At 71.1% G+C, this 24,954-nt stretch carries 16 protein-coding genes; 8 read left to right on the top strand and 8 right to left on the bottom strand.

What is annotated here, in order from left to right; all coding sequences use genetic code 11:
• The first annotated feature begins 46 nt into the window (after positions 1 to 46).
• Positions 47 to 1,483, top strand: coding sequence for a hypothetical protein (locus tag O0S08_RS43100; RefSeq protein WP_269035356.1), 1,437 nt, complete (start codon positions 47 to 49; stop codon positions 1,481 to 1,483).
• A gap of 58 nt (positions 1,484 to 1,541) precedes the next feature.
• Here O0S08_RS43100 and O0S08_RS43095 read toward each other — a convergent pair whose 3' ends face one another.
• Together O0S08_RS43095 and O0S08_RS43090 are read right to left on the bottom strand one after the other, a co-directional pair.
• Entirely contained in the window at positions 1,542 to 2,171 is a 630-nt protein-coding gene (locus O0S08_RS43095; protein WP_269035355.1) for a DUF6892 domain-containing protein, read from the bottom strand.
• Positions 2,172 to 2,819: 648 nt separating this feature from the next.
• On the bottom strand, positions 2,820 to 6,032 hold the full coding sequence (locus O0S08_RS43090; protein ID WP_269035354.1) for an MXAN_5808 family serine peptidase: 3,213 nt from the start codon (positions 6,030 to 6,032) through the stop codon (positions 2,820 to 2,822).
• A 206-nt stretch (positions 6,033 to 6,238) separates the two neighbouring features.
• Between O0S08_RS43090 and O0S08_RS43085 the strand changes: the two genes are divergently transcribed.
• Positions 6,239 to 7,375: an RNA polymerase factor sigma-32 gene (locus O0S08_RS43085; RefSeq protein ID WP_269035353.1), complete on the top strand. Its 1,137-nt coding sequence runs from the start codon at positions 6,239 to 6,241 to the stop codon at positions 7,373 to 7,375.
• A complete protein-coding gene (rsmI, locus tag O0S08_RS43080; RefSeq protein ID WP_269035352.1) occupies positions 7,372 to 8,238 on the top strand; it encodes a 16S rRNA (cytidine(1402)-2'-O)-methyltransferase in 867 nt (288 codons plus the stop codon). Before O0S08_RS43085 ends, rsmI begins: the two co-directional genes overlap by 4 nt.
• A 149-nt stretch (positions 8,239 to 8,387) precedes the next feature.
• On the opposite strand, the gene O0S08_RS43075 is transcribed toward rsmI, so the two are convergent.
• The 4 genes from O0S08_RS43075 to O0S08_RS43060 all read right to left on the bottom strand — a co-directional run bounded on the left by O0S08_RS43075 (position 8,388) and on the right by O0S08_RS43060 (position 14,978).
• Complete coding sequence (locus O0S08_RS43075; protein ID WP_269035351.1) at positions 8,388 to 9,779, bottom strand: hypothetical protein; 1,392 nt, start codon at positions 9,777 to 9,779, stop codon at positions 8,388 to 8,390.
• A gap of 406 nt (positions 9,780 to 10,185) precedes the next feature.
• Positions 10,186 to 11,694, bottom strand: a complete 1,509-nt coding sequence (locus tag O0S08_RS43070; protein WP_269035350.1) for a sigma-54-dependent transcriptional regulator — start codon at positions 11,692 to 11,694, stop codon at positions 10,186 to 10,188.
• Between the two features lie 50 nt (positions 11,695 to 11,744).
• The gene (locus tag O0S08_RS43065) at positions 11,745 to 13,853 is read right to left on the bottom strand and encodes a sensor histidine kinase (protein WP_269035349.1); all 2,109 of its coding nucleotides are present in this window, start codon (positions 13,851 to 13,853) and stop codon (positions 11,745 to 11,747) included.
• Positions 13,854 to 14,201: 348 nt separating this feature from the next.
• The gene (locus O0S08_RS43060) at positions 14,202 to 14,978 is read right to left on the bottom strand and encodes an ADP-ribosylglycohydrolase family protein (protein ID WP_269035348.1); all 777 of its coding nucleotides are present in this window, start codon (positions 14,976 to 14,978) and stop codon (positions 14,202 to 14,204) included.
• Between the two features lie 619 nt (positions 14,979 to 15,597).
• Here O0S08_RS43060 and O0S08_RS43055 point away from each other — a divergent pair.
• From O0S08_RS43055 to pgeF, 5 genes are all read left to right on the top strand, one after another.
• A complete protein-coding gene (locus O0S08_RS43055; RefSeq protein ID WP_269035347.1) occupies positions 15,598 to 16,782 on the top strand; it encodes a hypothetical protein in 1,185 nt (394 codons plus the stop codon).
• A gap of 108 nt (positions 16,783 to 16,890) precedes the next feature.
• A complete protein-coding gene (locus tag O0S08_RS43050) occupies positions 16,891 to 19,005 on the top strand; it encodes a tetratricopeptide repeat protein (protein ID WP_269035346.1) in 2,115 nt (704 codons plus the stop codon).
• Positions 19,006 to 19,453: 448 nt separating this feature from the next.
• A complete protein-coding gene (locus O0S08_RS43045; RefSeq protein ID WP_096328116.1) occupies positions 19,454 to 19,723 on the top strand; it encodes a hypothetical protein in 270 nt (89 codons plus the stop codon).
• A gap of 36 nt (positions 19,724 to 19,759) precedes the next feature.
• The gene (locus O0S08_RS43040; protein WP_269035345.1) at positions 19,760 to 20,701 is read left to right on the top strand and encodes an RluA family pseudouridine synthase; all 942 of its coding nucleotides are present in this window, start codon (positions 19,760 to 19,762) and stop codon (positions 20,699 to 20,701) included.
• A 118-nt stretch (positions 20,702 to 20,819) separates the two neighbouring features.
• The gene (gene pgeF, locus O0S08_RS43035) at positions 20,820 to 21,560 is read left to right on the top strand and encodes a peptidoglycan editing factor PgeF (protein WP_269035344.1); all 741 of its coding nucleotides are present in this window, start codon (positions 20,820 to 20,822) and stop codon (positions 21,558 to 21,560) included.
• A 10-nt stretch (positions 21,561 to 21,570) separates the two neighbouring features.
• On the opposite strand, the gene O0S08_RS43030 is transcribed toward pgeF, so the two are convergent.
• Both O0S08_RS43030 and O0S08_RS43025 read right to left on the bottom strand, forming a co-directional pair.
• Entirely contained in the window at positions 21,571 to 21,825 is a 255-nt protein-coding gene (locus O0S08_RS43030) for a hypothetical protein (RefSeq protein WP_269035343.1), read from the bottom strand.
• A gap of 986 nt (positions 21,826 to 22,811) precedes the next feature.
• Positions 22,812 to 24,731 carry a TolC family protein gene (locus O0S08_RS43025; protein WP_269035342.1) on the bottom strand — a complete coding sequence of 640 codons (1,920 nt, stop codon included), beginning with the start codon at positions 24,729 to 24,731 and terminating at the stop codon, positions 22,812 to 22,814.
• Positions 24,732 to 24,954 lie beyond the last annotated feature (223 nt).

The following is a 24,954-nucleotide window of genomic DNA, read 5'->3' as shown; positions in this document are numbered from 1 at the left end:
GCCGACCCCCAGGACGAAACTGTTGTTGTGTGCCCTCCCGCTATGGATGACCGCCTGTGACGGCGCCCCGTCGACGCCGACCCCCGCGGCGAAGAAGACGGAGCCGCCGGCGAAGGTCGAGGCGAAGACCGAGACGAAGGTCGAGGCGAAGACCGAGACGAAGGTCGAGGCCAAGGCCGAGGCGAAGCCGGACGCCGAGCCCGAGGCGAAGGCCGAGCAGGCCAAGCCGGCTGCGCCGCTGACGATCACCGCGGGCGCGCCCGGGCCGGCGTTCATCGCCGTCGAGAAGAAGGGCATCGTGCGGCTCGACGGCGGCAAGTTCACGCCGGTGAAGGGCGCCGACTCCGGTTCGTACAAGCAGCTGAAGGTCGGCGCCGACGGCAAGGTATACGCCGCCAACTACTCGCAGATCGGCCGGCTCGACAACGATGGTTTCACGGTCGTGGTCGGCGATGCGGACACCCGGCAGCCCAACTCGTCGACCGACTACGCGGTCGCGGCCGATGGGCAGATCTGGAGCGCCACCTTCAGTGCGATCGACCACTTCGACGGCAAGGCTTGGACCAGCGAGGCCGTCACGGTGCTCGCCCTGGCTGCCGACGATTTTCCGCAGGCGATCGCCGTCGACCGGGCAGGCAAGCCGTGGCTGGCCACCAGCCAGAAAGTGTTCGTCCGCGAGGGCGACGCGTGGAAGGCGGTCGACCTCAAGCCCGCCAAGGCTCGCAGCCCGTACTACCTCACTCGAATGGCGCTCGCGCCCGACGGCAGCGTGTACGCGATGGGCATGGACAGCGTGTTCCAGCTCGTCGACGGACAGCCGGCCACGAAGCTGAAGCTCGGCGGCGCGGGCTCGTACAGCGAGCTCTCGGTCAGCACCGACGGCCACCTCGCGCTCATCGACGTCGACAAGGTGACCGCGAGGAACCCGGCCGACGGCAAGCTGCAGGCGCTCCGCAGCGGCAAATCCTTTAAAAAGGGGTCGATCTGGGCGGTGGGCGCCGACGACAGCGGGCGCGTGTGGGTCGGCACCGACGGCGGCCTGACGATCGTCGACCCGGACGGCACCAAGCACGAGTGGGCGAGCGGCGCGGCGCCGGAGATCGCCGGCGAGATCAAGAGCATCCTCGTCGTCGGCAGCGGCCCGGCCGAACTCCCCGGCGTCGGCGAGGTGCGCAAGGGCGGCCTCAAGGGCACCATCATCGACAACGACGGCAAGCCGGTCGCCAACGCCACGCTCGAGGTGTGCCCGAACCCGGGCTTCATCTACACGAAGACGCCGTGCGCCGACCAGCCGGTCCGGTTCTCCGGCAAGACCGACGCCGAGGGCGTGTGGAGCTTCGCCGAGGTGCCGCTCGGCGAGTACGGCGTGGCCGTGAGGGTCGGCAGCAAGTGGCAGACGACCCTCGGCTTCGCCATGAACGCCGCGATGAAAGAGGGCGAGGTCTTCGACCTCGGCTCGATCAAGCTCGCCGAGAAGAAGTGAGCCGAGGCGGCGGGCGTGTCACCGCAGAGGCGGTGACGCGCCTGCCCTCGCCGTGAGCTCAGTCGTCATCGCCAGCGTCGTCGTCGTCGTCGTCACTTGTCGCGGCGCCCGGCGCCTCGACCTCGACGCCGCGCGCTTGCAGGTCGGCGACGAGCTGCTCCGGCAGCGGCTGGCTCGCCTTCACGCTCTTCAGCGTCGGCACGCGCAGCAGCGCCTCCGCGTTCGACCAGAAGCGCCCGAGGTTCACCTCGGTCAGGGCCGGTAGCTCGGTCAGCAGCGCGCAGTCGATGCCCTGGAAGTAGCAGTCGGCCAGCACCGTGGTGACGTTGACGCAGCGGCGGATGTCCGGCGAGCCCTTGGTGTCGTACCAGTCCTCCTCGCCGCCGGTGTCGATGCCCGTCAGTCGGCCCTCGATGAACATGTAAATCTCGTCACCGCCGTCGGTCGCCAGGGTTCTGATCCCGGCGAGGTCCTCGTCGCTGACCGGGTACTCGGAGAGGCGGGCGATCACGGCCAGCGCGGCTTTCTTCTCGCCGGGGATGCCCTCCTCCCGCGCTTGTTTGCGCAGGGCCTCGAGGTCGACTCCCTCGCGCACGAACGCCTCGAGTTCGTCGGGGGTGACGCGCTCGCGGGTCAGCAGGCGGTCGAGGAAGAGCAGGTGAAAGTTTTGTTCGTCGGGGGTACGCACGCTCGCCACGGTACCCGCGGCCGCCCTGGCGGAGCAAGCGAGCCAGCCCATCGGGCATGTCCTCAAGGACATCTTTTCAGGGCGCGACGGGCCCTCGCCGAGGCGAGGCGCAGGCCCGAGAAGGTGTGACCTGAAGGACAGGTTCGTGGAACCTGGTCACACCCGTTCCACCTACCCGGGGGATCACCATCTTGCCGAGGTTGTCGCCGCGGAACAGCGCCGGGAGGGTAGCGGGCGCGGGGCTCCTGGTAGTGGAGCGGCATCACGCCACCCCCTCTCGGCTCCATTCGGAGCATGCACTCGCAGCTCTTCGTGTTCGGCGAGTGTTCGGCGAGGTCGGACGAGCGGGGCCGGCGACGATCTTCTTGAGGCGAGCGAGGGGCGGCGCGGTGGGACGCAGGGAGGGGCCCCATGCCTCACGCGGAGGCGCGGGATGCATCTTCGGACATGCCCTATCGGGCACTCCGCGCCGAGCCTGTGGCGTGGCAGGTCTCCCGTCGCGAGGGGCCCGCCACGTCGCCCCTCGCTCGCCTCTCGACGCTCTTCGGGCCCCGCGCCAGCGGACGCGCGGGGCTCTTCGGGCTCCGCGCCAGCGGACGCGCGAGGCTCTGCGGGACTCGAAGTCGAGCCCGCAGAGCCGCGGAGGGTTCACTTCGCCAGGGTATCGACGCTGAGCTTGCTGCTCGACTTGTGGAGCTCGTTGGAGCGGGCCTCCTCGAGGCCGCTCGTGCGCAGCACCCACATGTGCTTGGCGGCGCTGACGTCGTCGTCTTCGCGGGCGCGGACCTCGATGAAGTTGTTGCCCGGGGTCAGCGGGATGTCGGCGGAGAACTCGAGCTTGCCGTCCTTCGGGTTGGCGGCGGCCTGGTAGAACACCTTCTCGGCCTTGCCGAACAGGTCGCGCGACGGGTTGACGACGGTGATGAAGACGTCGCGGACGGCCTCGCTGTCGGTGATCGTGCCGCTGACCTTCATGCGTTGGTCGGCGGTCTGGCTCGGGCTCGCGGCGAGGGAGATCCGCGGCGGGCTGATGGCGAACACGTCGGTGATCTTCGGCTTGCCGCCCCGCTCGCCGAGCTTCGCCTGGGTGTCCTTGACGAAGGCGAAGCGCTTGCCGTCGAGGTCGACGCGCAGCCAGCCGTCGGCGCGGCCGGTGACCTTGAGGCCCGAGCCGGGCTCGGCGCGGGCGACGACCTGGTCGGCGGCCAGCGGGCTCTGCACGAGGTCGCAGACCTTCTCGCAGGCGGCGGTGCCGGTGGCGGGCGCCACCGTGACCGTGCTCTGGGCCAGCGGGAAGTGGAGCTTCTGCGCCAGCGCCACGCCGATCTTCGCGTCGTGGGCCGACAGCTGCAGCTTGACCTCGCCCTCGGTCGGCGCCTTCTTCACCTCGAAGTCGAACTCGACCACGCGGCCGTCGCCGGTCGGCATCGCCTTCAGCTGCTCGCGGCCGGTGTGCAGGAACACCGCGTCGCCGTTCATGTTCTTGAGGTTGACCCAGGCGTCGAGCGCCTGGCCCTCGCCGCTGTTGCGCACGTGGACCCGCAGGCGCACGCGCTCGCCGACCTGCAGCGCGCCGTCGCCGTTGCCGTGGATGTTGGCGCCGGCGCGCGGGTCGTCGAGCAGCTGGTAGGCCAGCGAGAAGTCGGGGCGTGGGATGCCGGCGCTGCTGATGTCGATGAAGCGCTGGGAGCTGGGCGAGACCGTCGAGCCGTGGCGGTCGAACAGCTGCAGCTCCATGCGGTCGGTGCGCGACAGCTCGTGCTCGCTGACGTTGACCTTGGCGGTCGCGGTGCGCGTCTGGCCGGGGTCGATGCGGCCGAGCAGCAGCTCGCGCTCGTCGAAGTAGGAGTAGTCGGAGTCGGAGAAGGCGCGGACCTGGTAGGCCGGGGCCGTGCCCTCGTTGGTGACGCTGACGGTGACGATGCCGGTCTCGCCAGCGAGGACGGTGTTGTCCTTCTTGTCGGTCTTGACCGTCATCCGCAGCACGGCGCCCTTGCCGGCCTCGGGCGCGGTGCCCGGGCTCCAGTCGATGCCGCGCTTGGCGAACGCCTCCGTCAGCCGCTTCTCCTCGACCGCCGTCTCCTTGGCGACGAAGTCGCCGATCTTGGAGAGGATCGCGTCGCGCGACGGCGACGGCGCCCACACCACCAGGTCGCGGGCCATGCGGATCTCCGGGTCCTCGAGCAGCGCGTCGACCGTCGGGTTGCCGGCCTTGTCGGTCTTGGCCGCGCGCACCTTGTCGCGCTCCTTCTGCCGGGCTGCCTCGGACTTGTCGTCGTTGCCGTCGTCGTCCGGGACGAATGCGTTGCTGAGGAAGTAGAGCGGGCCGGCGGTGATCTTCTGCGACGGGTCGGCCTTGGTCGAGGTGAGGTGCGAGGCCAGCGACTCCTCGCGCACCAGGTCGAAGCGCTTGCGGCCGTGGTAGGCGACGAAGTCCTTGGTGACGACGACCGGCAGGGTCTCCAGATCCGGGCTGACGCCGACCGACTGGATCGAGACGTCGCCGGGGGTGAGGTACTGGGCGATCGTCAGCTTGAGCGCGAGCTCCTTGTCGGCGACCTTGCGGTCGTGCAGCACCTGCACCGAGCCCTTGCCGAAGGTGCGGCGGCCGAGCAGGACCGCGCGGCCGAGGTTGCGCAGGGCGCCGGCGACGATCTCCGTCGCGCTCGCCGAGCCCTGGTCGATGAGCACCACCACCGGCACGTCGGCGAAGTCGTAGCGGTCGTCGGCGGTGAGGTCCTCGCGCGGGGCGCCGGGGCCGACGGTCGAGACGATCACGCCCGACTTGAGGAACGCGTCCGCGACCTCGACCGCGGCGGTGAGCAGGCCGCCCGGGTTGTCGCGCATGTCGAGGACGATGCCGCGGACCCCGGCCTTCTCGAACTCGGCCAGCTTGGCCCGCAGCTCCTTGCCGGTGGTCTGGGCGAAGTTGCGCTGGATCTGGACCAGGCCGACCTTGACCGGCTGGCCCTCGTTGTTGACGCCCGGCAGCACCGTGCCGGTGACGCTGTCGAGGGTGATGACGTCGCGGGTGATGCGGAAGCGCTTGGGCTTGTCGACGCCCTCGCGGCGGATGTGCAGCGCGACCGCGGTGCCGGGCTCGCCGCGCATGTGGTCGACCGCCTCGTTCAGCGACATCGTCACCGTCGACTCCTCGTCGATCTGGACGATCCGGTCGCCCGACTCGATGCCCGCCTTGCTCGCCGGGTTGCCGTCGATCACCCGGATCACGGTGATCATGCCGTCGCGCATGCCGACCTCGATGCCGAGACCGCCGAAGCTGCCCTTCGTGCTGGTCTTCATGACGTCGAACTCGTCGGGCCGCAGCAGGTTGGTGTGCGGGTCGAGCGTGCCGAGGACGCCCTCGACGATCGCGTACTCGGCGTCGCGCCGGTCGTCGTCCGTCAGGGTGGTGTGGCGGGCGATGAAGCGGAACACGTCGCGCACGTGGGTGCCGACGGCCCACAGCGCGTCGACGCTGCCGAGCTCGAACTCCTGCTCGGCGGTGCCGACGCGGACCTTGACCCGCGTGGCCTTCTTGCCGCCCCCGAGCGGCTCCACCAAAACCTGCGGGATCGCCTGCTCGAGGCCCTCCAGGCCCGCGATCGTCATCCGGTGCGGGTCGATGCGCTCGGGCTCGACGTAGTACTTGGCGACGTACCACAAGGTCCAGTCGAGGATCCGCAGGTCGGTGGCGTCGTAGGCCTGGGCGGCGGCGCGAGCCGGGGCGCGCGCCTCGCTGCGCTGGGCCAGCGCCTCGCTGTCCTGCACGGCGGTGAGCCCGAGCGCCAGGGCAAAGGAGCCGAAGACGATGGCCGGGGTGGAGGCCCGGCCGAGTCGACCACGAAGCGGAGCGATCACGATCGCCAGTGTAGTGGGGGGAAACTGCGATGGCCACCGCGAGGCAGCCGGGCGCGTGTAGGCGGGCCGGCGCCGCGCGGTGGCGGCGCAGCGCAGCGGCCGAAACCGCGGGATGGGCCCCGGGGTCGCCTCCCGGAGGTCGCGCACGAGCGAACCTCCGCCGACCTGTCAAAGATGGCGAGCGGCGGCGTAGACTCCGCCCGGAAATGTCTCAACCGAAGCGCAGCTCGTCCGAGAAGTCCCCGCGCAAGGCGCCGGCGGTCGTCGATGTCGAGGCGCCCGCCGACAAGGTCTTGCCCGTGAAGGCCGCGCCGGTGGCCGCCGAGCCCGAGCCGGAGGACGAGGACGAGGACGAGGTCGAGGAGGTGTTGTCCGAGACCGAGCCGGCGACCGACGCCGAGCTCGACCTCATCGAGGCGGAGATCGGGGTGCGCCCCGCCGAGCCGCAGGCCCAGGCCGCGCCGACGACGGCGCTGGTCCGCCGCGACCCGATGGGCCAGTACATGGCGGAGGTCCGCCGCCACCCGCTGCTGACGCGCGAGGAGGAGCACGCGCTGGCGGTGCGGTGGGTCGAGCAGGGCGACGCCGAGGCGGCCAAGCAGCTGGTGACCTCCAACCTGCGCCTGGTGGTGAAGATCGCCCACGAATACAAGCGCGCCTACCAGAACCTGCTCGACCTGGTCCAGGAGGGCAACGTCGGCCTGATCCAGGCGGTGAAGAAGTTCGACCCCTACCGCGGGGTCAAGCTCTCGACCTACTCGGGCTGGTGGATCCGCGCCTACATCCTCAAGTTCATCCTCAACAACTGGCGCCTGGTGAAGATCGGCACCACCCAGAACCAGCGCAAGCTGTTCTTCAACCTGCGCAAGCAGGTCGACCGCCTCAAGCAGGCCGGCGTCGACCCCACCCCCGAGCGCATCGCCGCCGCCCTCGACGTCAGCGAGGCCGAGGTCATCGAGATGGACCGCCGCCTGTCGGCCCCCGACATGTCGCTCGACGCCCCGCTCACCGGCGGCGGCGACGAGGACGACGGTCGCACGCGCATGGACATCATCGAGGACAGCAGCGACGACCCCGAGGTCGAGGTCGAGTCGACCGAGTTCAAGGACATCCTCCACGCCAAGCTGCGCCGCTTCGGCGCCACGCTGTCGGGTCGCGAGCTCGAGATCTTCCGCGACCGCATCGTCGCCGACGAGCCGATCACGCTGCAGGAGCTCGGCGACCGCTGGGGCGTCAGCCGCGAGCGGGCGCGGCAGCTCGAGAAGCGGATGGTCCTGCGCCTCCGCGAGTTCCTCCAGGCCGAGCTCGGTGATGCGGTCCAGATCGCGCTGGGTCACGAATGAGCGCCGACGCGCCGGGCAAGCTGGTGCTGGTCGGCACGCCGCTCGGCAATCGCGGCGACCTCAGCCCGCGCGCCCGCGAGGCGATCGTCGGCGCCGACGTGCTGTTCTGCGAGGACACCCGCAGCCCGCTGCGCCTGCTCGGCGAGGGGGCGACCCTGCCGCCGCGGATCAGCTGCTTCGTCGCCAACGAGGGCGAGCGCGTCGCCCTGCTGCTCGACAACCTCGCGCGCGGCAAGGTGGTCGCGTACGTGTCGGAGGCGGGGCTGCCGGTGTGGAGCGACCCGGGCCTGCGCCTGGTCCAGGCCGCGGTCGAGGCCGGCTACCCGGTCGACGTGGTGCCGGGGCCGACGGCCGCGGCGGTGGCCCTGTGCCTCAGCGGCCTGCCCGCCGACGACGTGCGCTTCCTGGGCTTCCTGCCGCGCGGCGGGCCCGAGCGGGCCGAGCGGCTCGAGTCGATCGCCCGCGAGCGCGGCACCGTGCTGCTGTACGAGGCCGGCAACCGCGTGCCGGCCCTGCTGCGCGACCTGGCGGCTGCCCTGCCCGACGCGGACAGCCGGCGAGTGGCGATCGGTCGCGAGCTGACGAAGCAACATCAGGAGGTCCTGCGCGGCTCGCTGGCCGAACTGGCCGCGACGGTCGACGAGGCGCTGCGCGGCGAGGTGACGCTGGTGCTCGGCGGCAGCACGCAGGCGCAGTCGGCGGGCGATCCGGCGCAGGACGCCGCGCGGGCGCTGTGGCAGCTGGTGTGCGACCCGGGGCTGAAGCCGCGCGAGAAGGCCAAGCAGATCGCCGCGCTCACGGGGCTCGAGGCGCGGGCGATCTACGAGCAGCTCGGGGCGCTGCGCCGCGGCGCCGGCGAGTGAGCTGGCCGAAGGGGCAGGCGGCTACATGTCCCTCGAGGCATGTCCTCCTGGACGAACGGCGCGAGCATCGGCCTGCTTAAACGAACATGTCCGGGCGGCCAGGGCCGTCCGGACATGTCTGAAGGGGCAGCTCTCGTTCGGAAGGGAGCTCAGAAGGTGAGCAGGAAGCGGAAGTAGCCCATGGCGCCGAACACGTCGCCGACGGCGTAGCGGCGGCCGACCTGGTCGATCACGTCGCGGCGGACCGGGTTGATCTCCTGCGGCTGGTCGACGAGGTTGGGGTCGCCGCCGATCGCCGCCTTGCCGCGGCTGGCCGCGGTGATGAGGTGGCGGGTGTCGGTGGTCAGCGTGGTGCCGATCATCAGCATCGCGTACTTGCTGAGCTGGGCGTGCAGCGCGATGTTGAGGCCGAAGGTGGCGAAGTCCTGGATGTTGGTGATGCCGTTGAAGCTCTGGCAGCCGCGGCCGCCGGCGCTGCCGGTGACGCCGGAGTTGCCCAGCGGGTCGCCGTCCTGCGGGTTGTCCTTGGCGTACTGGATCACCTGGTCGACCGCGCCGCGGTCGCACTCGAGGCCGGCCTGCCCGGGCTGGTAGGTGCCGACCAGCGCCGGGCTGTCGGCGAACAGCTCCCACGCCTCGCTGTAGCCGCGGCCGCCGTACTTGAGCATCGCCAGGCCGCGCAGGTTGAGCGCGACCTTCTGGCCCTTGGCCTTGCGCTCGAACGGAACGATCTCGGTGCCGAACGACACGCCGACGTTGGACTGCGGGTTGATGCGGTCCTGCGTCGCGCCGTAGTTCTTGAACTCGGAGTTGTTGGCGCGGATGGCCTGGTACCACCACGCGGTGAAGAACGGGTCGAGGAAGCGGTAGCGCCGCGACAGGGCGGTCCACACGCCGAGCTCGTGGGTGCCGCGGCCGACGCGGTGGTTACCGGCCGGGTCGGCGTCGACGGTGTCGCGCGAGAAGGTCATCGGCCGGCCGACGGCGAAGCGACCCTCGAGGCCGATGACCCATTTCGGCATGTGCGACAGGCGGTCCTGGTTCAGGACGCCGATCTTCAGGCCGACGATCAGCTGGTCGAGGCCGTAGCGGTTGGCGCCCTTGAAGATCGTCTGGGTGTCCATGCCGCCGAACGCCCCGAACGGGCTCGACGGGTTCATGGCGTTGAAGCCGTCGCGCGGGATGATGCCGTCGCGGATCGTGGTGCTGTTGTCGTGGCGGACGCAGGTCGCCGGGTTGGTGCCGCTGGCGTCCGGGGCGTAGACGCAGGGCTCGGCCTGCTGGTCGAAGCCGTAGGTCCGCTGGTCGCTGACGACGATCGGCAGGGCCGCGTAGATGGCGAGGTCCTTGTAGAGACCGATCTCCATCGTCGGCGTCACCACGTGCCGCATCTGCCGGTACAGCAGGTCGCGCACCATGGTGCTCTTCGGGTTGTTCGGGTCACTCCACTCGCGGAGGATCGCCGCCTGCTTGAAGTTGAAGTCGTAACCGACCCCGAAGTGGAAATCGAACTTGTTGTCGCCGTCGAAAGAGCTCGCCACTCGCGTGACCTCCGCGGCGTTCGCCGTGGGGGCAAGAGCGACCGCGCCGAGAAGAGTCAGGACGGGCAGGAGGCGGCACAGTTTCCGCATAGGGAGCACCTCAAGAGGGGTCGCTGCACGCTACCAGCGCGCGGCCGGCAGCGTCAACATTCCTGGGCCGAAGCGGCCGGGCCAGCCACGATCCCGACCCCGATTGCGGCGCCGCAAGCCGCCTGCGCCGCGGCGAAAAACCGGGGCGAAGGGACCCTTTCACGCGGCCTCGACCACGTTTCCGGCCGCCTGGCGGCCGCAAGAGGCCGCCACGGCCTCGCGGAGCCCGCGCGGCGGGCTCGAGCGCGGCGTGCGGGCGTGTGGGCGAGATCTGCTGTGATCGCCGCCTCGCCCGGTCTCGGCTTCGGGGGTCGCCTCAACTCGCCGGCTGCGACGGCGACCCCTTCGGCCCGCCCTCGTCGGGGCTCTCGCGCAGGCCGAGCTCCTTCATCTTGGACTGCAGGCTGCGGCGGCTGATCCCGAGAGCGCGGGCCGAGCGGGTGACGTTGCCGTCGGTCTTCGCCAGGGCCTCGCGGATCAGCGCCTCCTCGACCAGCCGCGAGCCCGCCTTGACCGCCTCCTTGAGGTCCTGGCCCAGGCTCGAGAGCGGCAGCCGGATCTGGCGGTCGCCCGGCTCGCTGAGGCGCGCGCTCGATTCCGCGGCCGCCGGCGCGCTCGCGCCCGCCTCGCCGGCGTAGGCGTCCGGCAGGTCGTCCTCGTCGATCAGCGGCCCCGAGGCGAACAACACCATCCGCTCCATCAGGTTCTCGAGCTCGCGGATGTTGCCCGGCCACGGGTAGCGCTCGAGCGCCGCCAGGGCCGCCGGCGTCAGCCCCTGCACGGTCTTGCCCAGCCGCTCGTTGCAGCGCTGCACGAAGTGCGAGACGAGAGACGGCAGGTCCTCGAGCCGCTCGCGCAGCGCCGGCAGGTGGATCGGCACGACGTTGAGCCGGTAGTACAGGTCTTCGCGGAACTGGCCGTCGCGGATGAGCTCCTCGAGGTTGCGGTTGGTGGCCGCGATCAGCCGCACGTTGACGTGCAGGGTCTTGACGCCGCCGACCCGCTCGAACTCCGACTCCTGGATCGCGCGCAGCAGCTTGACCTGGATCTCCTTGGGGATCTCGCTGACCTCGTCGAGGAAGAGGGTGCCGCCGTCGGCCAGCTCGAAGCGACCGGCGCGCGAGCTGACGGCGCCGGTGAAGGCGCCGCGCTCGTGGCCGAAGAGCTCGCTTTCGACCAGGCCGCCGGGGATCGCGGCGCAGTTGACCTTGATGAACGGCTGGCTGCGCCGCGCCGAGCCGAGGTGGAGCGCGCGGGCCACCAGCTCCTTGCCGGTGCCGCTCTCGCCGGCGATGAGCACGGTCGAGGGGCTGGCGGCGACGGTGGCGACGATCTCGCGGATCGTCTGCATCGAGGGCGAGCGCCCGACCATGCCGGCCGCGGCGCACGGGTCGGTGATCTCGCCGGGCGGCGGGCTCGGCTGGATCGTCGGCCCGGACCGCTCGCGCGTCGTGATCGCCTTCTGCACGATCTGGTGGATCTGGTCCTTGTCGAACGGCTTCTCCAGGTAGTCGAAGGCGCCGAGCTTCACCGCCTCGACCGCGCTGTCGATGCTGCCGTGCGCCGTCAACAGGATCACCGGCAGGCCCGGCTCGTGCACCTGCAACGCCTTGAGCAGGCCCATGCCGTCGAGGTTCGGCATGCGCAGGTCGGTGATCACGACGTCGAAGGTCCCCGGCGGCGCGGTCCGCACCCGCGCCAGCGCGGCGGCGCCGTCGTTCTCGGCGTGGACCTCGAAGCCGAGCTGCTTGAGCAGCGCGCCGAGGACCTTGCGCAGGTTGGGTTCGTCGTCGACGAGGAGGATCCGGTGTTGTACTTGGGACAAGATGAACCTGTCTGAAGGAGCAGATTGGGACGCGAGCGAAGGAAGTCGTTTCAGGTCGGCGCCTCGGCGCGCGGCTGAGCGTGGACGGGCAGGACGATCGTGAACTGGGCGCCGCCGCCCTCGGGGGCGCTGACCTCGATGAGCCCGCGGTGATTCTCCACGATCCGCTGGCTGATGGGCAGCCCCAGCCCGGTGCCCGCCGCCTTGGTGGTGTGGAAGGGGACGAACAGGTTGGCCAGCGCGCCGGGGGCGAACCCGGGGCCGTTGTCGCGGACCGTCAGCGTGACCGCGTCGCCGCTGCCCAGGCCGTGCCGCCGCAGGCCGAGCGACACGAACACCCGCCCCGGCGGAGTCTGACCGGCCAGCGCGTCGAAGGCGTTGCGCAGGAGGTTGAGCAGGACCTGGCGCAGCGCCTCGGCGTCGCCGCGGACCGGCGGCAAGTTCGCGGCCTGGGTGACAGTGACCCGCCCGCGGGCGTCCTCGTCGAGCAGGCGCAGGGTGGTGACGACGACCTCGCCGAGCACGACCGGACCCATCTGCCCGCTGAACGGCCGCGAGTAGGTGAGGAATTGGGTGACGACGCGGTTGAGCCGCTCGACCTCCTCGACGATCACGCCGAGGAACTCACGCGTGGTCGGGTCTGCGTTCTGCAGCCCAGGCTCGACGACCTGGACGGCGCCCTTGATCGCCCCGAGCGGGTTGCGGATCTCGTGGGCCAGACCGGCGGCCATCTCGCCGAGCGCGGCCAGTCGGTCGCGCTCCTTGCGCTGCTCGAAGACGGTCGAGTTCTCGATCATCACCGCCGCCTGGGCCACCACGCCCTCGAACAGCTCGACCTCCTCGCGCGAGAACGGCTCGAGCAGGCGCTCGTCGTCGACGAAGAGGACGCCGAGCAGGTGCAGCCGCGGCGGACCGCCGTCGAGCTGCTCGCCCGCGAGGCCGCGGATCGGCAGGGCGAGGCTGGCGCCGACCTCGGCGAAGGTGTCGAGGCACTCGTCGAGCTCGGCCTTCAGCTCGTTGTTGGCCCGCTCGCGCTGCCGCTCGAGCACGTCGCGGAGGAGCGGCCCGCTCTGACGCATGCGCTCGAGCAAGGGCCGTCGGGTCGCGAGGTCGAGGCTGGGCGGCGGCGTGGTCGCGCCGGTGTGTCCGCGCAGCCGCAGCGCCGAACCCTGGCGGTCGAGCAGGAACAGCGAGGCCCGGGTGACTCGCTCGGACCCGCGCAAGGTGTTCATGACGACGCGGACCATCTCGTCGGGGTCGATGAGGTTGACGAGCCGCCGCCGCAGGCGGTCGAGCAGGGCCCGCAAGACGGTGCGGTCGTGGAACAGCCAGCTCTCGAGCCGCCGATCGAGCTCGGTGCGCAGCGGGTCGATGAGCACGAGCACCGCGAACGAGGCCAGCAAGGTGTTGAAGACGAGCAGCATCGGCTCGCCGGCGAAGGTCCACGGCACCCACAGCACCAGCGCGGCGTAGACCGCGGTGACCGTGATGACGAGCAGCGTCATGCTGGCGATCCGCCCCAGGATCTCCGGCAGGTCGAGCAGACGCTCGCGCGTCAGCGTCTGCGCCATGAAGTACAGGTAGACTGCGGTGACGATCGGGCCGATGACGGGGATGCCCGGCTGCCCGAGAGCGAGCGCGAGCAAGGCGGCGTAGAACAGGTAGCGCAGGCGCGGCCCGGCGGCCGTGCCCTCGGCGGCGCGAGCGGCTCGCCACATCCGCATGACGGCGAAGAAGAGGCCGCCGACGACGTAGATCTTGATGCTGACGTCGACGACGACCCACCACGGCTCCTCCGCGAGCTGCGGGAACACCAGCGCGATCACCTGGATCACCAGCAGGACGCCGAGGAGCGGCCCCTGCACCGGGTTGCGCCCCGGCGCCGGACCGGCGGCGGGGAAGAAGCCGGAGAGGAAGCGGTCGGCCATCAGCGGCAGCAGCAGACTCAAGGTGTCGGCCACCCACTGCGAGCGCGGCAAGCTCGGCAAGCCGGCGAAGAAGCGCGCGAGGTGGAACAGACACAGGCTGAGGCAGAAGGCGAAGAACCGCGAGAACTGCACCCGCGAGCGGTCGCGCAGATAGACGCTGATGCCGATCGCGGCGGCGACCGCGGCGGCGAGCAGCGAGCTCAGACTGGCGTAGAGGTTCGACCCGGACACGCGGCGCAGATGGTAGCAGGCGCGTCCGCGAGGCCGGGTCGGCGAACGGATTTTCGCGGCCGCCGCCGACGAGGCCGTTCCAGCGGCGCCGATCGCTGTTCCGAAGCCCGCAGGGGCCGCGCGGCGCGAGCCGGAGGCGACGCCGCCGGTGGTGCCGACGAGGCCGGTGGGCTCGAAGACGAGGGCGCCCGGCTGCGGTTGAACGATCTTCAACGGTCGCTCGCGAGAGGTGGCGGCCGATCGATCGCCGCCGTCGCTCGTGAGTGAAGCTTCGTCGATCTCGCGGGGCGTTCGCGGAGCTTCGTCGGAGCTCGGTCCTCGCGGTGATTTCTTCGGCGCCGGGCGTCCTCAGGCCGGGACCCGAAAGCGGGCGCAGAATTCCTGCGTAAGCTGCCACAGCTCCGGCCTGAGTCGCGCCTCGACCTCGGCGACGATGGCCGGCGGCACCTCCTTGTAGAAGGCCTGCGCCACCGCCCCGGCCATGCACGCGAGCGTGTCGGCGTCGCCGCCGAGCGAGATCGCCAGGCGGATCGCCGACTCGACGTCTTCGCTGTCGAGGAAGGCCACGATCGCCTCGGGGACGGAGCCCTGGCAGGTGACGTCGAACGCGTAGCCGGGGCGGATCGCAGCGACGTGGCGATGGAGGTCGTAGCCGAAGCGGTCCTCGATGTCGTCGCGGATCTTCGCCTTGTCGGCGCCGTGGCGGGCGAGGAACACCGCGACCGCGAGGGCCTGCGCGCCCTTGATGCCCTCGGGGTGGTCGTGCGTCGGCAAGGCGCTCGCGCGCGCCTCGGACAGCACGTCGTCGAGGTTGCGCATGGCGAAGCCGACCGGGCTGGCCCGCATCGCCGAGCCGTTGCCGAAGCTCTGATACGGACCCATGGCGTCGTCCGCGAGCCACTTGCGGAACATGCCGCCGTAGCCGCGACCAGGGTAGCGACGCCCGTACTCCCGCAAGGTCTGAGCGTACGGCTTGCGGTGCAAGATGCAGTCGGCGACCGCGAGGGTCATCACTGTGTCGTCGGTGAAGCTACTGTTCGACTTGAAGAGGGTGAAGTCGGTGCGCTTGATGTTGGCGCGCTCGTGCACCGAGCCGATGATGTCCCCGGCGATCGCGGCGATCATGACGAGGAGGATACTCGCCTCGCAGGCGCGAGAGAGCCCCCGCGCCGCGGTCGAGACAATTTGCCGGCGAGTCGGTCGTCGCCGCAGGGAGGCGCGGCGGCGAGCGGGCGGAGATCTGCAACTGGGCGGGCCGTTCGGGCGCTCGCGGGCGGCGGGGCGGGGCGGGGTTCTAGTCTGACCTTTGGGGCATGTCATCGCTTGTCGCTACCGGGGGCTCCGCGGGCGTCGGGCGCTCGCGGGCGGAGAGCCGGGGCCGGGCGGGGCGCTCGAGGCTGACCTTCAGGACATGTCCTCGGCCGTCGCCACCGGGGTTCCGCGAGAGCCGGGCGTTCCGCCGGGGCCGGGTGGGGTTCTCGAGGCTGACCTTTGGGGCATGTCCTCGGGTGTCGCTACCGGGGGTCCGCGCGAGCCGGGCGCTCGCGGGCGGAGAGTTGCAGCCGGGCGGGCGTTCGGTCGCGAGAGGGTCTGTCCTTCAGGACATGTTCAATATCCTTGCGACCTCGGGCGCCGGCCGCGAACGCGCGGGCACGGCCCCGACCCGGCGGGCGAGGACCGGCTGCGGCGCCGCTACGTGCAGCGTCCGCCCCGGGGCGGTCGATCGGCGCTCACGCTAGGGCGCATGCGCGAGGCTCGGTCCGCTTGCGGCGACATCCCCGAAGAGCTGTTCTGGGTCGATGGCGGACCCGGCGCTGGCGCGCTGCGGCGGCTCGGCGTCGCGCCGCTGCGAGGTCGCGCGGTCGCGGGGGTCGTCCGCGTGGTCCTGTTCGCATGGTTGCCGCTCCTGGTCCTCTCTGCCGCGGAGGGCGTGCTGGTCGGCGGCGCGGCTCTGCCGTTTCTGCACGACCTCACCACGCACGTCCGTTTCCTCGTCGCAGTGCCCCTGCTCTTGTTGGCCGAGCTGCCGATCGGCGCCCGCCTCGATCGCTGCACCGCGCAGTTCATCGCCGCCGACCTCGTGCGCGTCGAAGATCGCTCGCTGTTCGCCGGCGTCCTCGTGGCCGCGCGCCGCGCCCGTGACTCGCGGGTCGCTGCCTTCATCGTCCTCGCGGCGGCCTACCTCACCACCGCGGGCGTGATGTCCCTCGCCGGAGGCCAGGCGGAGGACACCTGGCACTTCCAGTCGGCGACTCCGCGGCTCACTCTCGCAGGTCGGTGGTTCGCGCTGGTCTCGTTGCCGCTGTTTCACTTCCTCCTCTATCGCTGGTTCCACCGGCTGTTCGTCTGGGGCCGATTCCTGCGCCGGGTGTCGCGCCTCGATCTGCAGCTCACCGCCACGCACCCCGATCGCGCCGGCGGGCTCGGCTTCCTCGGCGACAACCACTTGCCGTTCGGGATCCTCGTGTTCGCCGCGAATGCAGTGGTCGCCGGCGCGATCGCCACGCGGATCCTGTTCGCCGGCGCCACGCTCGAGCGGTACCACTCCAGCTACCTCGCGGCGCTGATCCTCGGGCTCCTGAGCGTCGTGGGGCCGCTGTGCGTGGTGGTACCGACGCTCCTGCGGGTGAAGCTGCGCGGGTTGTTGAAGTACGGGGTCCTGGGCAGCCGTTACTGCCAGCAATTCGAGGCGAAGTGGCTCGATCCGTCGCGGCCGGCCGACGAACCACTGCTCGGGACCTCCGACGTCCAGTCGCTCGCAGATCTGGCCGCCAGCCACGCCCGCATCCGTGCGCTCCGGCTGGTGCCGCTCGAGGCCCGCGACGTGCTGGCGCTGGTGCTGTTCGGGGTGCTCCCGGCGCTGCCGCTGGCGGCCACGACCAGCGCGTTCCGGCAGTTCCTGCAGCGGGCGCTGCGGCTGTTCCTGTGATTCGCCGCGAGTGCAGTTCGGCCGCGAGCGCGCTCGCCCGTTGTCGGTGCGATTCGTGGATCGAGGGGACGCGCGCTCTCCTCGGCGGCGGTCCGGTATCATGCGCAGGTGTCGAAGCTGACCGTCGAGGAGGCGCTGGCGCTCCCGGGGCCGAAGCTCACGGCGTGGGACGTCTCGCGGCCCGACGAGCTTGCGTGCGGGGTCTTCGCGATCTCCGCCGCGGGCGCGCGGCTGCTCGCGCAGACCCAGTGCACCGGCGACCGCGAGGCGACGGAGGCCGAGTGGCGTCGTCACGGGCTGCGGGTCGGCGCCTGGTACGGCGGGCACGCGTTCGTGTGGGTCGCCGACGAGCTCGGCTGCGTCGTGTGGTCACGCGAGGCGGTCCGGCTCGACGCGACACGATCATGGCTGCGCGTCGGCGACACGGGGGTGCGTCCGGAAGAAGTGCGGGCGGTCGTGTCGTTCGTGACGCACGACTGGATCGGTCGCGGCGTGCGGCTCGAGCGGAGCGGCGGCGACGAGGTGGTGCTCGAGGAGCGCGACGCCGTCGCACAAGCCGACCCGACGTACAACTACAACGACTTGCTGATGTCGGACGCAGCCTGGGTGAGCCACTTCGGTCGCGACCTCGCGGTCTGGCTCGACGTGCCGCACCGGGACGAGGCCTTCGGGCTGGCGACGAAGAGCTCGACGACTGCCCCGTCGACCTCGCGCGGGCGCCACGAGAGCCTCGCGAGCAAGCTCGCCAAGCTGCGCGAGTACGGCGCGCGCGGGCTACCGAGGCCTCATGACTACGCCCTGCGCCCGCGCCTGAGCGCCGAGGCGCTGCGAGCGTTCGAGCGCGAGTACGACGTCGAACTGCCGGAGGACTACGCACTGTTCCTCACGCAGCTCGGCAACGGCGGCGCCGGGCCCACGAGCTATCCGCTGTACCGACTGTCGCAAGCGTTGCAGGAGAGCCGCCCCGAGCGCCCGTTCGTGCTCACGGGTCCGGCGGTGCGCGGGGCCGCGGAGGACACGAGCGTCCACGACGTCGAGTGGGTGCTGCGCAACGAGCTGGCGGACGGCGCGAGCGGACAGATCGTGCATCACCTCGCGACCGACATGCCCGCGGATTGGAGCGACCGCGACGGCTGCCTGACTCTCGGCACGAATGGTTGCGGTCTCGACGTGCTGTTGGTCCTCACGGGCGAGCGTCGGGGCGAGGTATGGATGTTCGGCGATCCGGGCGCCGTCCGGATCGGGCGCACCTTCACTGCGTGGTACGAGCACTGGCTGGACCGGGAGATCGCCCGTCGACGTGATGAGCTCTGCTCAAACCAGCACCTCGAGCACCTCGCACGCGCCCTCGTCCGGCAAGGGCGCCCCGGTGAGGCGCTCGCGGTCGCGCAGGAGCTCCGGCGCCGGCACCTCGCGGCCGACCCCGACTCCGACGATACCTCGTCCGAGCTGCTCTGGGCGATCTCCAGCGCCGCGGTCGAGGGCGATGCCCGCCGGGCTGCCGCGCTCGAGGTCAGGTTCGACGAGGACCCCCGCTGGACCGGCGACGCCGTCCGCGAGCTGCACGAGTACATCGAACGTCGGCAAGGCCTGCTCGAACACATGCTCGCCCGCAGCGGCCGCTGGACCCGGGAGGATGTCGTCGCGTCGCTGAAGACGATCGACGACGAGCTGCTGGCCGAGGAGCGAGCGTCCGCGTTCGCGCGGTGCGACGAGGTGCTCGCGGAGTTCCCGGACTGTCCGTCCGTGCGGTTGAAGCTCGCTGTCACGAAGCTCGAGCTCGCAGATCCGGCTGGCGCGCTGGCCCACCTCGACCGGCACAAGGAGGAGTGCCCGCACGCCTGGAACTTGCGCGCGTGCGCCTGGTCGCGCCTGGGCGACCGCACGCGGGCGCTGGCCTGCGCGGAGTATGGTCTGGCCCTTCGGCCAGGTTGGGTGATCTTGCGCGACAACATCGGCACGTTCTTCACCGACTCGGGCGAGCCGACGCGCGCGGCGGAGATCCACGCGGCGACGATCGCCGCCGAGCCCGACTACGAATGGGCGCAGCAAAACCTGGGTGTCGCGCTGGCGCGGCTCGGCCGCGACGACGAGGCGCTGCAGCACTTCCGGCGCGCCCTCGAGCTCGGCTCGCCGCGCTGGCGGATCGCCGCCGAGCCCGACATCGGCGAACTGCAGCGGTCGGCGGCCTATCGCACGCTCATGAACGAGAACGAGGCGTGACGCGGGCGTCCGTCAGCTCGGCGCCGGCGTCGGGACGGCCGCCCGACCTGGCGTTCCCTCTCGGGCTCACGACAGCTCGCGCAGGCGGCTGGATGACCAGGACAACAGTCGGGCAGCGGGGAGGAGAGAGGGCGTCTCCCGCGCCGCGAATGGGTGTATGCAAAGATGGATTCGCGCCCGTCCCGCCGAACTGCGGTCGCGTAGCGAGGATTTTGAAGTAGGACAGCCGCTCTTGCCGCGGCGGTGATGACGGAGCCCGCGCTTCTTCAAGTGCGTCAGGCAGGTCGCCGCCGGGTTCCGGGGTCCTCGGAAGCGCTCTTCGGAGCCGGCCAGGTCGGCTCCGAGGTCGAGATCCCCGGTCGCTTACGAAGAGGGGCGTTTTCAGCAAGCGAGCCGGCGAAATTGCGGCGACTTGGCGGGGGCCGCGGCGCTGTGGCATCCTCGCGGCATGGCAGCCACGCCCATCGACAACGACGCCCGCGCGCAGCAGCTCGCCCGAGCGATCGCCTCGGACATCCAGCTCTACAACAAGCAGAAGATCGAAGAGGCGCTGATCAACGACAACTTCTTCGATGCCCTCGGAGAAGAGATCATGGAGGGCCGTGACCTGTTCCGCGGCCGCGTGACGCCCGAGCTGTTCCGCAAGAACTACTACGACCGCGCCATCGTCGACCGCGTGATCAAGCCGATGGCGAGCCTCAAGACCCACATCTGGTAGGCTTCGGGCCTGCGCCTCCACCTCGGAACCGACGCCTTGGGGCGTCGCCTCGACCAGGCTCTCGTCGCCGAGCTCGCTCGCCGCGGGAGCCCCTGCACGCGCTCGCAGCTGGCCCGCGCCTTCGCGGCCGGCAAGGTGTGCGCGGCCGGTGGGGGGGCGCTGAAGGCGTCCCGTCTGGTCGACGCCGAGGTCGAGGTCGAGGTCGAGCTGCAGGCGCCCGAGCCGCTGCATGCGACGCCCGAGGCGCTGCCGCTGCAGGTGGTGTTCGAGGACGAACACCTGCTGGTGATCGACAAGCCGGCCGGGATGGTGGTCCACGCCGGTCCCGGGCACTCGCACGGGACGCTCGTCAACGCGGTGCTGCACCACCTGGGGATTGGAGCAGAGGCGTTGCCGGTGCTGCCCGGCAACGACGCGACCCGCCCCGGCATCGTGCATCGCCTCGACCGCGACACCAGCGGGCTGCTGGTGGTGGCCAAGCACATGCAGGCGCAGGAGGGGCTGGCAGCGCAGTTTCGCCGGCACTCGTTGCGGCGCCGCTACCTCGGAGTGGTGCGCGACGCGCCGGCGTTCGCCGAGAAGACGCTGCGCACCGGCCACGCGCGTGACCCGATCGACCGTCGCCGCTTCACCTGGGACGCGAGCGACGGCCGACGCGCCGTGACGCACGTGCGCACGCTGCAGCGGCTCCACGGCGCGGCGGTGCTCGCGTTCCGGCTCGAGACCGGGCGGACCCATCAGATCCGCATGCACTGCCGCATGCTCGGTCATCCGATCGTCGGCGACGCGCTCTACGGCGGCCTCGGCGGCCCTCCGGCGATCCGGACGCTCGCCGAGGGCCTCGGGCGTCACGCGCTGCACGCCGCGGTGCTCGGGTTCCGCCACCCGCTCTCCGACGCCGAGCTCGACTTCGAGAGTCGCCTGCCGCCCGAGCTGCGCGCGCTGATTGTTGCGCTCGGCGGCGCGGAACAATCATGAGGGGCTCGGGTTCCGCCACCCGCTCTCCGACGCCGAGCTCGACTTCGAGAGTCGCCTGCCGCCCGAGCTGCGCGCGCTGATTGTTGCGCTCGGCGGCGCGGAACAATAAGAGTTCGTGGTGCTCGCCCGCGCCGCGCTGTTCGCCTCCCCGCGTCTCGTCCACGGCTTCACCGATCGCACCGGCGGCGTCAGCCGCGGTCGCTTCGAGAGCCTCAACCTCGGCCGTCGCTGGGGCGACGAACCCGGCAACGTCGACGAGAACCTGCGCCGCGTCGCTGCGGCCGGCGGCTTCGCGCCCGAACAATTGCGAATGGTGCGGCAGGTCCACGGGGCGGCGGCCTGGCGCGTCTCGGCGGTGACGCCGGGCGCGGAGGGCGACGCGCTGTGGGCCCGCGCGAGCGACGGGCCGCTGGTGGTCGGAGTGATGACGGCCGACTGCGTGCCGGTGCTGCTGGCCGACCGCGCAGCGACGGCGGTCGCGGCGATCCACAGCGGCTGGCGCGGGACGGTGGCCAACGTGGTCGGAGCGACCGTCGCGGCGCTGGCGGAGGACGGGGTCGAGCCGTCGCAGCTGGTCGCGGCGATCGGTCCGTGCATCGAGGTCGAGGCGTTCGAGGTCGGCGAGGAGGTCGCCGAGCAATTCGCCCGGGAGCACGTACGCCGAGAGCCCGGCGCGCGGCCACACGTCGATCTGGTGGCGGCGGTCCGGGCTCAGCTGGAGGCGGCAGGTGTTCCGAAGGACAGCATCGAGCGCGTCGGCGGGTGCACCTGCCGGCACCCGGAGCGGTACTTCAGCTATCGTCGCGACGGCGCGGGCATCGGTCAGATGCTCGCGTTCATCGGCGTTCGCGGGGCCTGAGCGGCCGGGCCTACTCGGCGGGAGCGGGAGCGGGAGCGGGAGCCGCTTCCTTCTTCTTGCCGTCGACCGTGAGGTTGCCGTACTGGTCGGCCAGGGTCTCGCGCTTGCCGCCGAAGATGCCCTGGAAGGTGAAGAGCATCATCCAGGCGAACATGAGGGTGAAGGCCCCGACGACGACGATCTGCAGGATGCCTCCGACGTCGGAGACCGGGGGCTTGGAAGCTTCGAGCTCCCACTTGTTGTCGGCGATTTCAGAAGCGGACATGGCTGCTCTCCAGGCGCCCGTGGGCGAGCACGCAGCAACCTAGCACGAGCGGCGCCGGCGAAACAAGCCGAGCGCACGGCTTAGGACCGGCGGAGCCCGCGCCCCGGCGCCCCCGGCGGCCAGCGCCGGAGATCTCGCCTCGGCCGCCCGCCACCGATTGCTACACGACGCCCGACCGCCGCCGGGCTGCCTGGCCCCCCTTGCGGAGGGGGCGCTGCGCGGGTTCGCCAGCGCTCACTCGCGGCGCCGGCCGCTGGCGCGGCGAGGGAGCGCTGGGTCATCTGTCTTGCTGGACGGGTTTGCGCGGGTGTGGATGAGAACTCAGGGACAGGTCGCCCGACGGCCTCGCAGGCGTCGTTCCGGCTTGCTGTCCAAAAGGACAGTTCATGCGTGTGTCGGCGTCCGGCAGGCTCGAGGTCCGGCAAGGAGGCGGGCGCGCGACGACTTCGCTGGGTCATGGCGCTGCGATTCGAGCTCACTGTCCAAAAGGACAGCTCGCAGTCGCGGCCGAGCGACTGGTGAGCGAGACGGGCTCGCGGTCGGCTTCCGCGGGGAGGCGTGCGGCCGACGGACTCGCAGGTGCGGGGGCCCTGAGCGAGACGTGAGTCCCGCAAGCTCGCGGTCAGCTTCCGCATGGAGGCGCGCGGCCGACGGACTCGCAGGTGCGGGGGCCCTGAGCGAGACGTGAGTCCCGCAAGCTCGCGGTCGGCTTCCGCATGGAGGCGTGCGGCCGACGGGCTCGCAGGTGCGGGGGCCCTGGGCGAGACGTGAGTCCCGCAAGCTTGCGGTCGGCTTCCGCATGGAGGCGCGCGGCCGACAAAATCGCAAGTGCCGGGGCCCTGCTTCGGGCTCGCTATTTAAAAGGGTCAGCTCGCAGAGCCGAGCGAGGAACGGGGAGCTGGGGCGCGCTTCGGGCTGGCTGTCCAAAAGGACAGCTCGCGGGCGCGGCGAGCAACGCCGGTAGGTCACCGGCGCAGCTCGTCGGGTCAGCGGTAGCTGCCGCCCGTCGGGCTCGACGTCGGGCGCGCTCCGGCTCCGGCTGCGCCGGTCAGCTCGAGGCCGTAGGACGGCAGCAGCTGGCCGGTGAGGGTCTGCAGCTCGACGGTCGCGCGCAGGAAGTCGATCTGGGCCGAGAGCGCGTTGAACTGGGCCAGCGCGAGCTCGTCCTGGCGGAACAGCACGTCGTAGCTGGTCGAGCGGCCGACGCGGAAGCGGGCCTCCTCGGCGCGCAGGTTCGACTCGGCCAGGCGCACCGCCTCGCTCGTGATCGTGAGGCGCGCGCTGGCGGTGCGCATGGCGTTGACCGAGCGGATGACGGCGATCGAGATCTGCTGCTGCGACTTCTGCAGGTTGTACTCGGCCTTGCGGATCTCGAGGACCACGCGCTCGTGGTTGGCCTTCGGCGTGCGGCCCTGGATGTCGAAGTTGAAGTTGAGCGAGCCGCTGATGTTGAAGTCGGCGAACGGGCCGGTGTTGAAGTTCACCTTGGCCTGGTCGGTCGCGGTGAAGAAGTTCGAGAAGGCCTGCGGCCACGAGGCGCGCTGGGCCGGGATGCCGGTGTCGGGGACCGCGTTCTGGTCGACGCTGCGGCCCTGCGGGGTGAACTGGAACCGGAAGTCGAGGATCGGCAGGCGGGCGTTGGCGGCCACCAGCTCGTCGATGCGGCGGCTGGCGATGCCGATCTCGAGCGAGCGCAGCTGCGGGTTGGCCTGGAACGCCTTCTTGATCTCGGCCTCGAGATCGATCTCCCGCGGCGCGAGCGCCTGCGGGTCGGTCTGCGGCAGCACGCCGAGGACCTTGCGCTTCGAGAATTCCTGGCCCATGAACTGCCGCAGCGTCAGGCTGCGGTCGAGCAGGGTGTTCTCGGCCAGCACGACCTCGTTCTCGCGGGCGACGAGCGACTGATAGATCGTGTCGAGGTCGAGCTGCGACTTGCGGCCGGCCGCGACCTCGGCCTTGACCCGGCGGTGCTGCTCGGAGGTCGTGGCGGCGCTGCGGCGCTTGTTCTCGAGGTCGCGCGAGGCGAACAGGACGTCCCAGTAGGCCAGGATGATGTCGTGGATGGCCGTCTGCGCCATCTGCAGCTGGTTGGCCTCCATCTGCGTGCGCGCGATCCGGGCCCGGTCGATGTCGGCCCGGTTGACCCGCACGCCGGCGTTGCGCAGCAGCGGATGGGTCAGCGTCAGGCTCGGCGAGATCAGGTAGGAGTTCAGCGAACGGACGCCGGCAGAGGCGTTCTGAATGTTGAGCGGCTGCAGCGTCGAGGCGCGCGTGGTGGTGACGGTGAAGTTGATCGTACCGCCCGACTCGAGCTTGCGCTCGAAGCCGAAGTTGCCCGACAGGCTCTGCTGACCGACGTTGATGGCGATCTGCGAGCCGCGCTGCGGGGCGACGTTCTTGCTGGCGGTGACGCCGGCGAGGAAGAACACGTCGTAGGCGCCCAGCGCCGCGGTGATCTGCTTCTCCGTGATGGCGATGTCGATCGCGCTGTTGCGCAGGTCGATGTTGCCGTCGAGCGCGCTCTTCAGCACTTCGCTGAGCGACAGCTCCTCGGCCGCGAACGACAGCGGGTACAGGGTGGCCGGGTCGGGCGCCGGGGCGCTGGGCGTGACCTGGTCCGAAGGACCTGGCTGCGGGGTCGTGCCCGAAGGGACAGCGTCAGGCCGCGGCCGCATCAACGGGGTGCGCGGGGCGCTGGGATCGGCGGGACTCGGGGGCCGAGTCGCCGGCGGCGTGACGCTGGTGGGCGACTGGCCGAAGTTGACGCCCGGTGCCGGACGCGACTCGACAGGCGGCGGATTGGCCCGGTTCTGGACATCCGTCGGCATGCCGGTCGTCGGGTCGAGGGTGCCCGGCGCAGGAGCGTCGAGCATGGCGGCGAGCAGGGTTACGGTGAGTCCCAGCACGGATCCAGAGGGCTAGTAACGCCGGGGGCCGGCGGGGTCAAGCGGCACCCCCCGGGTGTGCGGCCAGGCTCCGAGCCCCGCGCAGCGAGTGGCGCCCGGGTTTGCCGGGGGGCACCCACGGGACCGGGCCGCCGCCTGCATTGCAGGCTGAAACTATCGGGGCGGGCCGGGGGTCGGCGCGACCGCGTGAGCCAGGTCCGGACGAAAGACCCGTCGATCGCGG

It is taken from the genome of Nannocystis punicea, from assembly GCF_026965555.1.
Classification (GTDB): Bacteria; Myxococcota_A; Polyangia; order Nannocystales; family Nannocystaceae; genus Nannocystis; species Nannocystis punicea.
Note: the sequence above shows the minus strand (reverse complement) of the source record. Positions and strands in the feature narration are given on the sequence as shown.

Bases quoted from the DNA above. Each gene is read 5' to 3' on its own strand.
- O0S08_RS43100 (WP_269035356.1), top strand. From the start codon at position 47: ATGACCGCCTGTGACGGCGCCCCGTCGACGCCGACCCCCGCGGCGAAG.
- O0S08_RS43085 (WP_269035353.1), top strand. From the start codon at position 6,239: ATGTCTCAACCGAAGCGCAGCTCGTCCGAGAAGTCCCCGCGCAAGGCG.
- rsmI (WP_269035352.1), top strand. From the start codon at position 7,372: ATGAGCGCCGACGCGCCGGGCAAGCTGGTGCTGGTCGGCACGCCGCTC.
- O0S08_RS43060 (WP_269035348.1), bottom strand. From the start codon at position 14,978: ATGATCGCCGCGATCGCCGGGGACATCATCGGCTCGGTGCACGAGCGC.
- O0S08_RS43055 (WP_269035347.1), top strand. From the start codon at position 15,598: ATGCGCGAGGCTCGGTCCGCTTGCGGCGACATCCCCGAAGAGCTGTTC.
- O0S08_RS43045 (WP_096328116.1), top strand. From the start codon at position 19,454: ATGGCAGCCACGCCCATCGACAACGACGCCCGCGCGCAGCAGCTCGCC.
- O0S08_RS43030 (WP_269035343.1), bottom strand. From the start codon at position 21,825: ATGTCCGCTTCTGAAATCGCCGACAACAAGTGGGAGCTCGAAGCTTCC.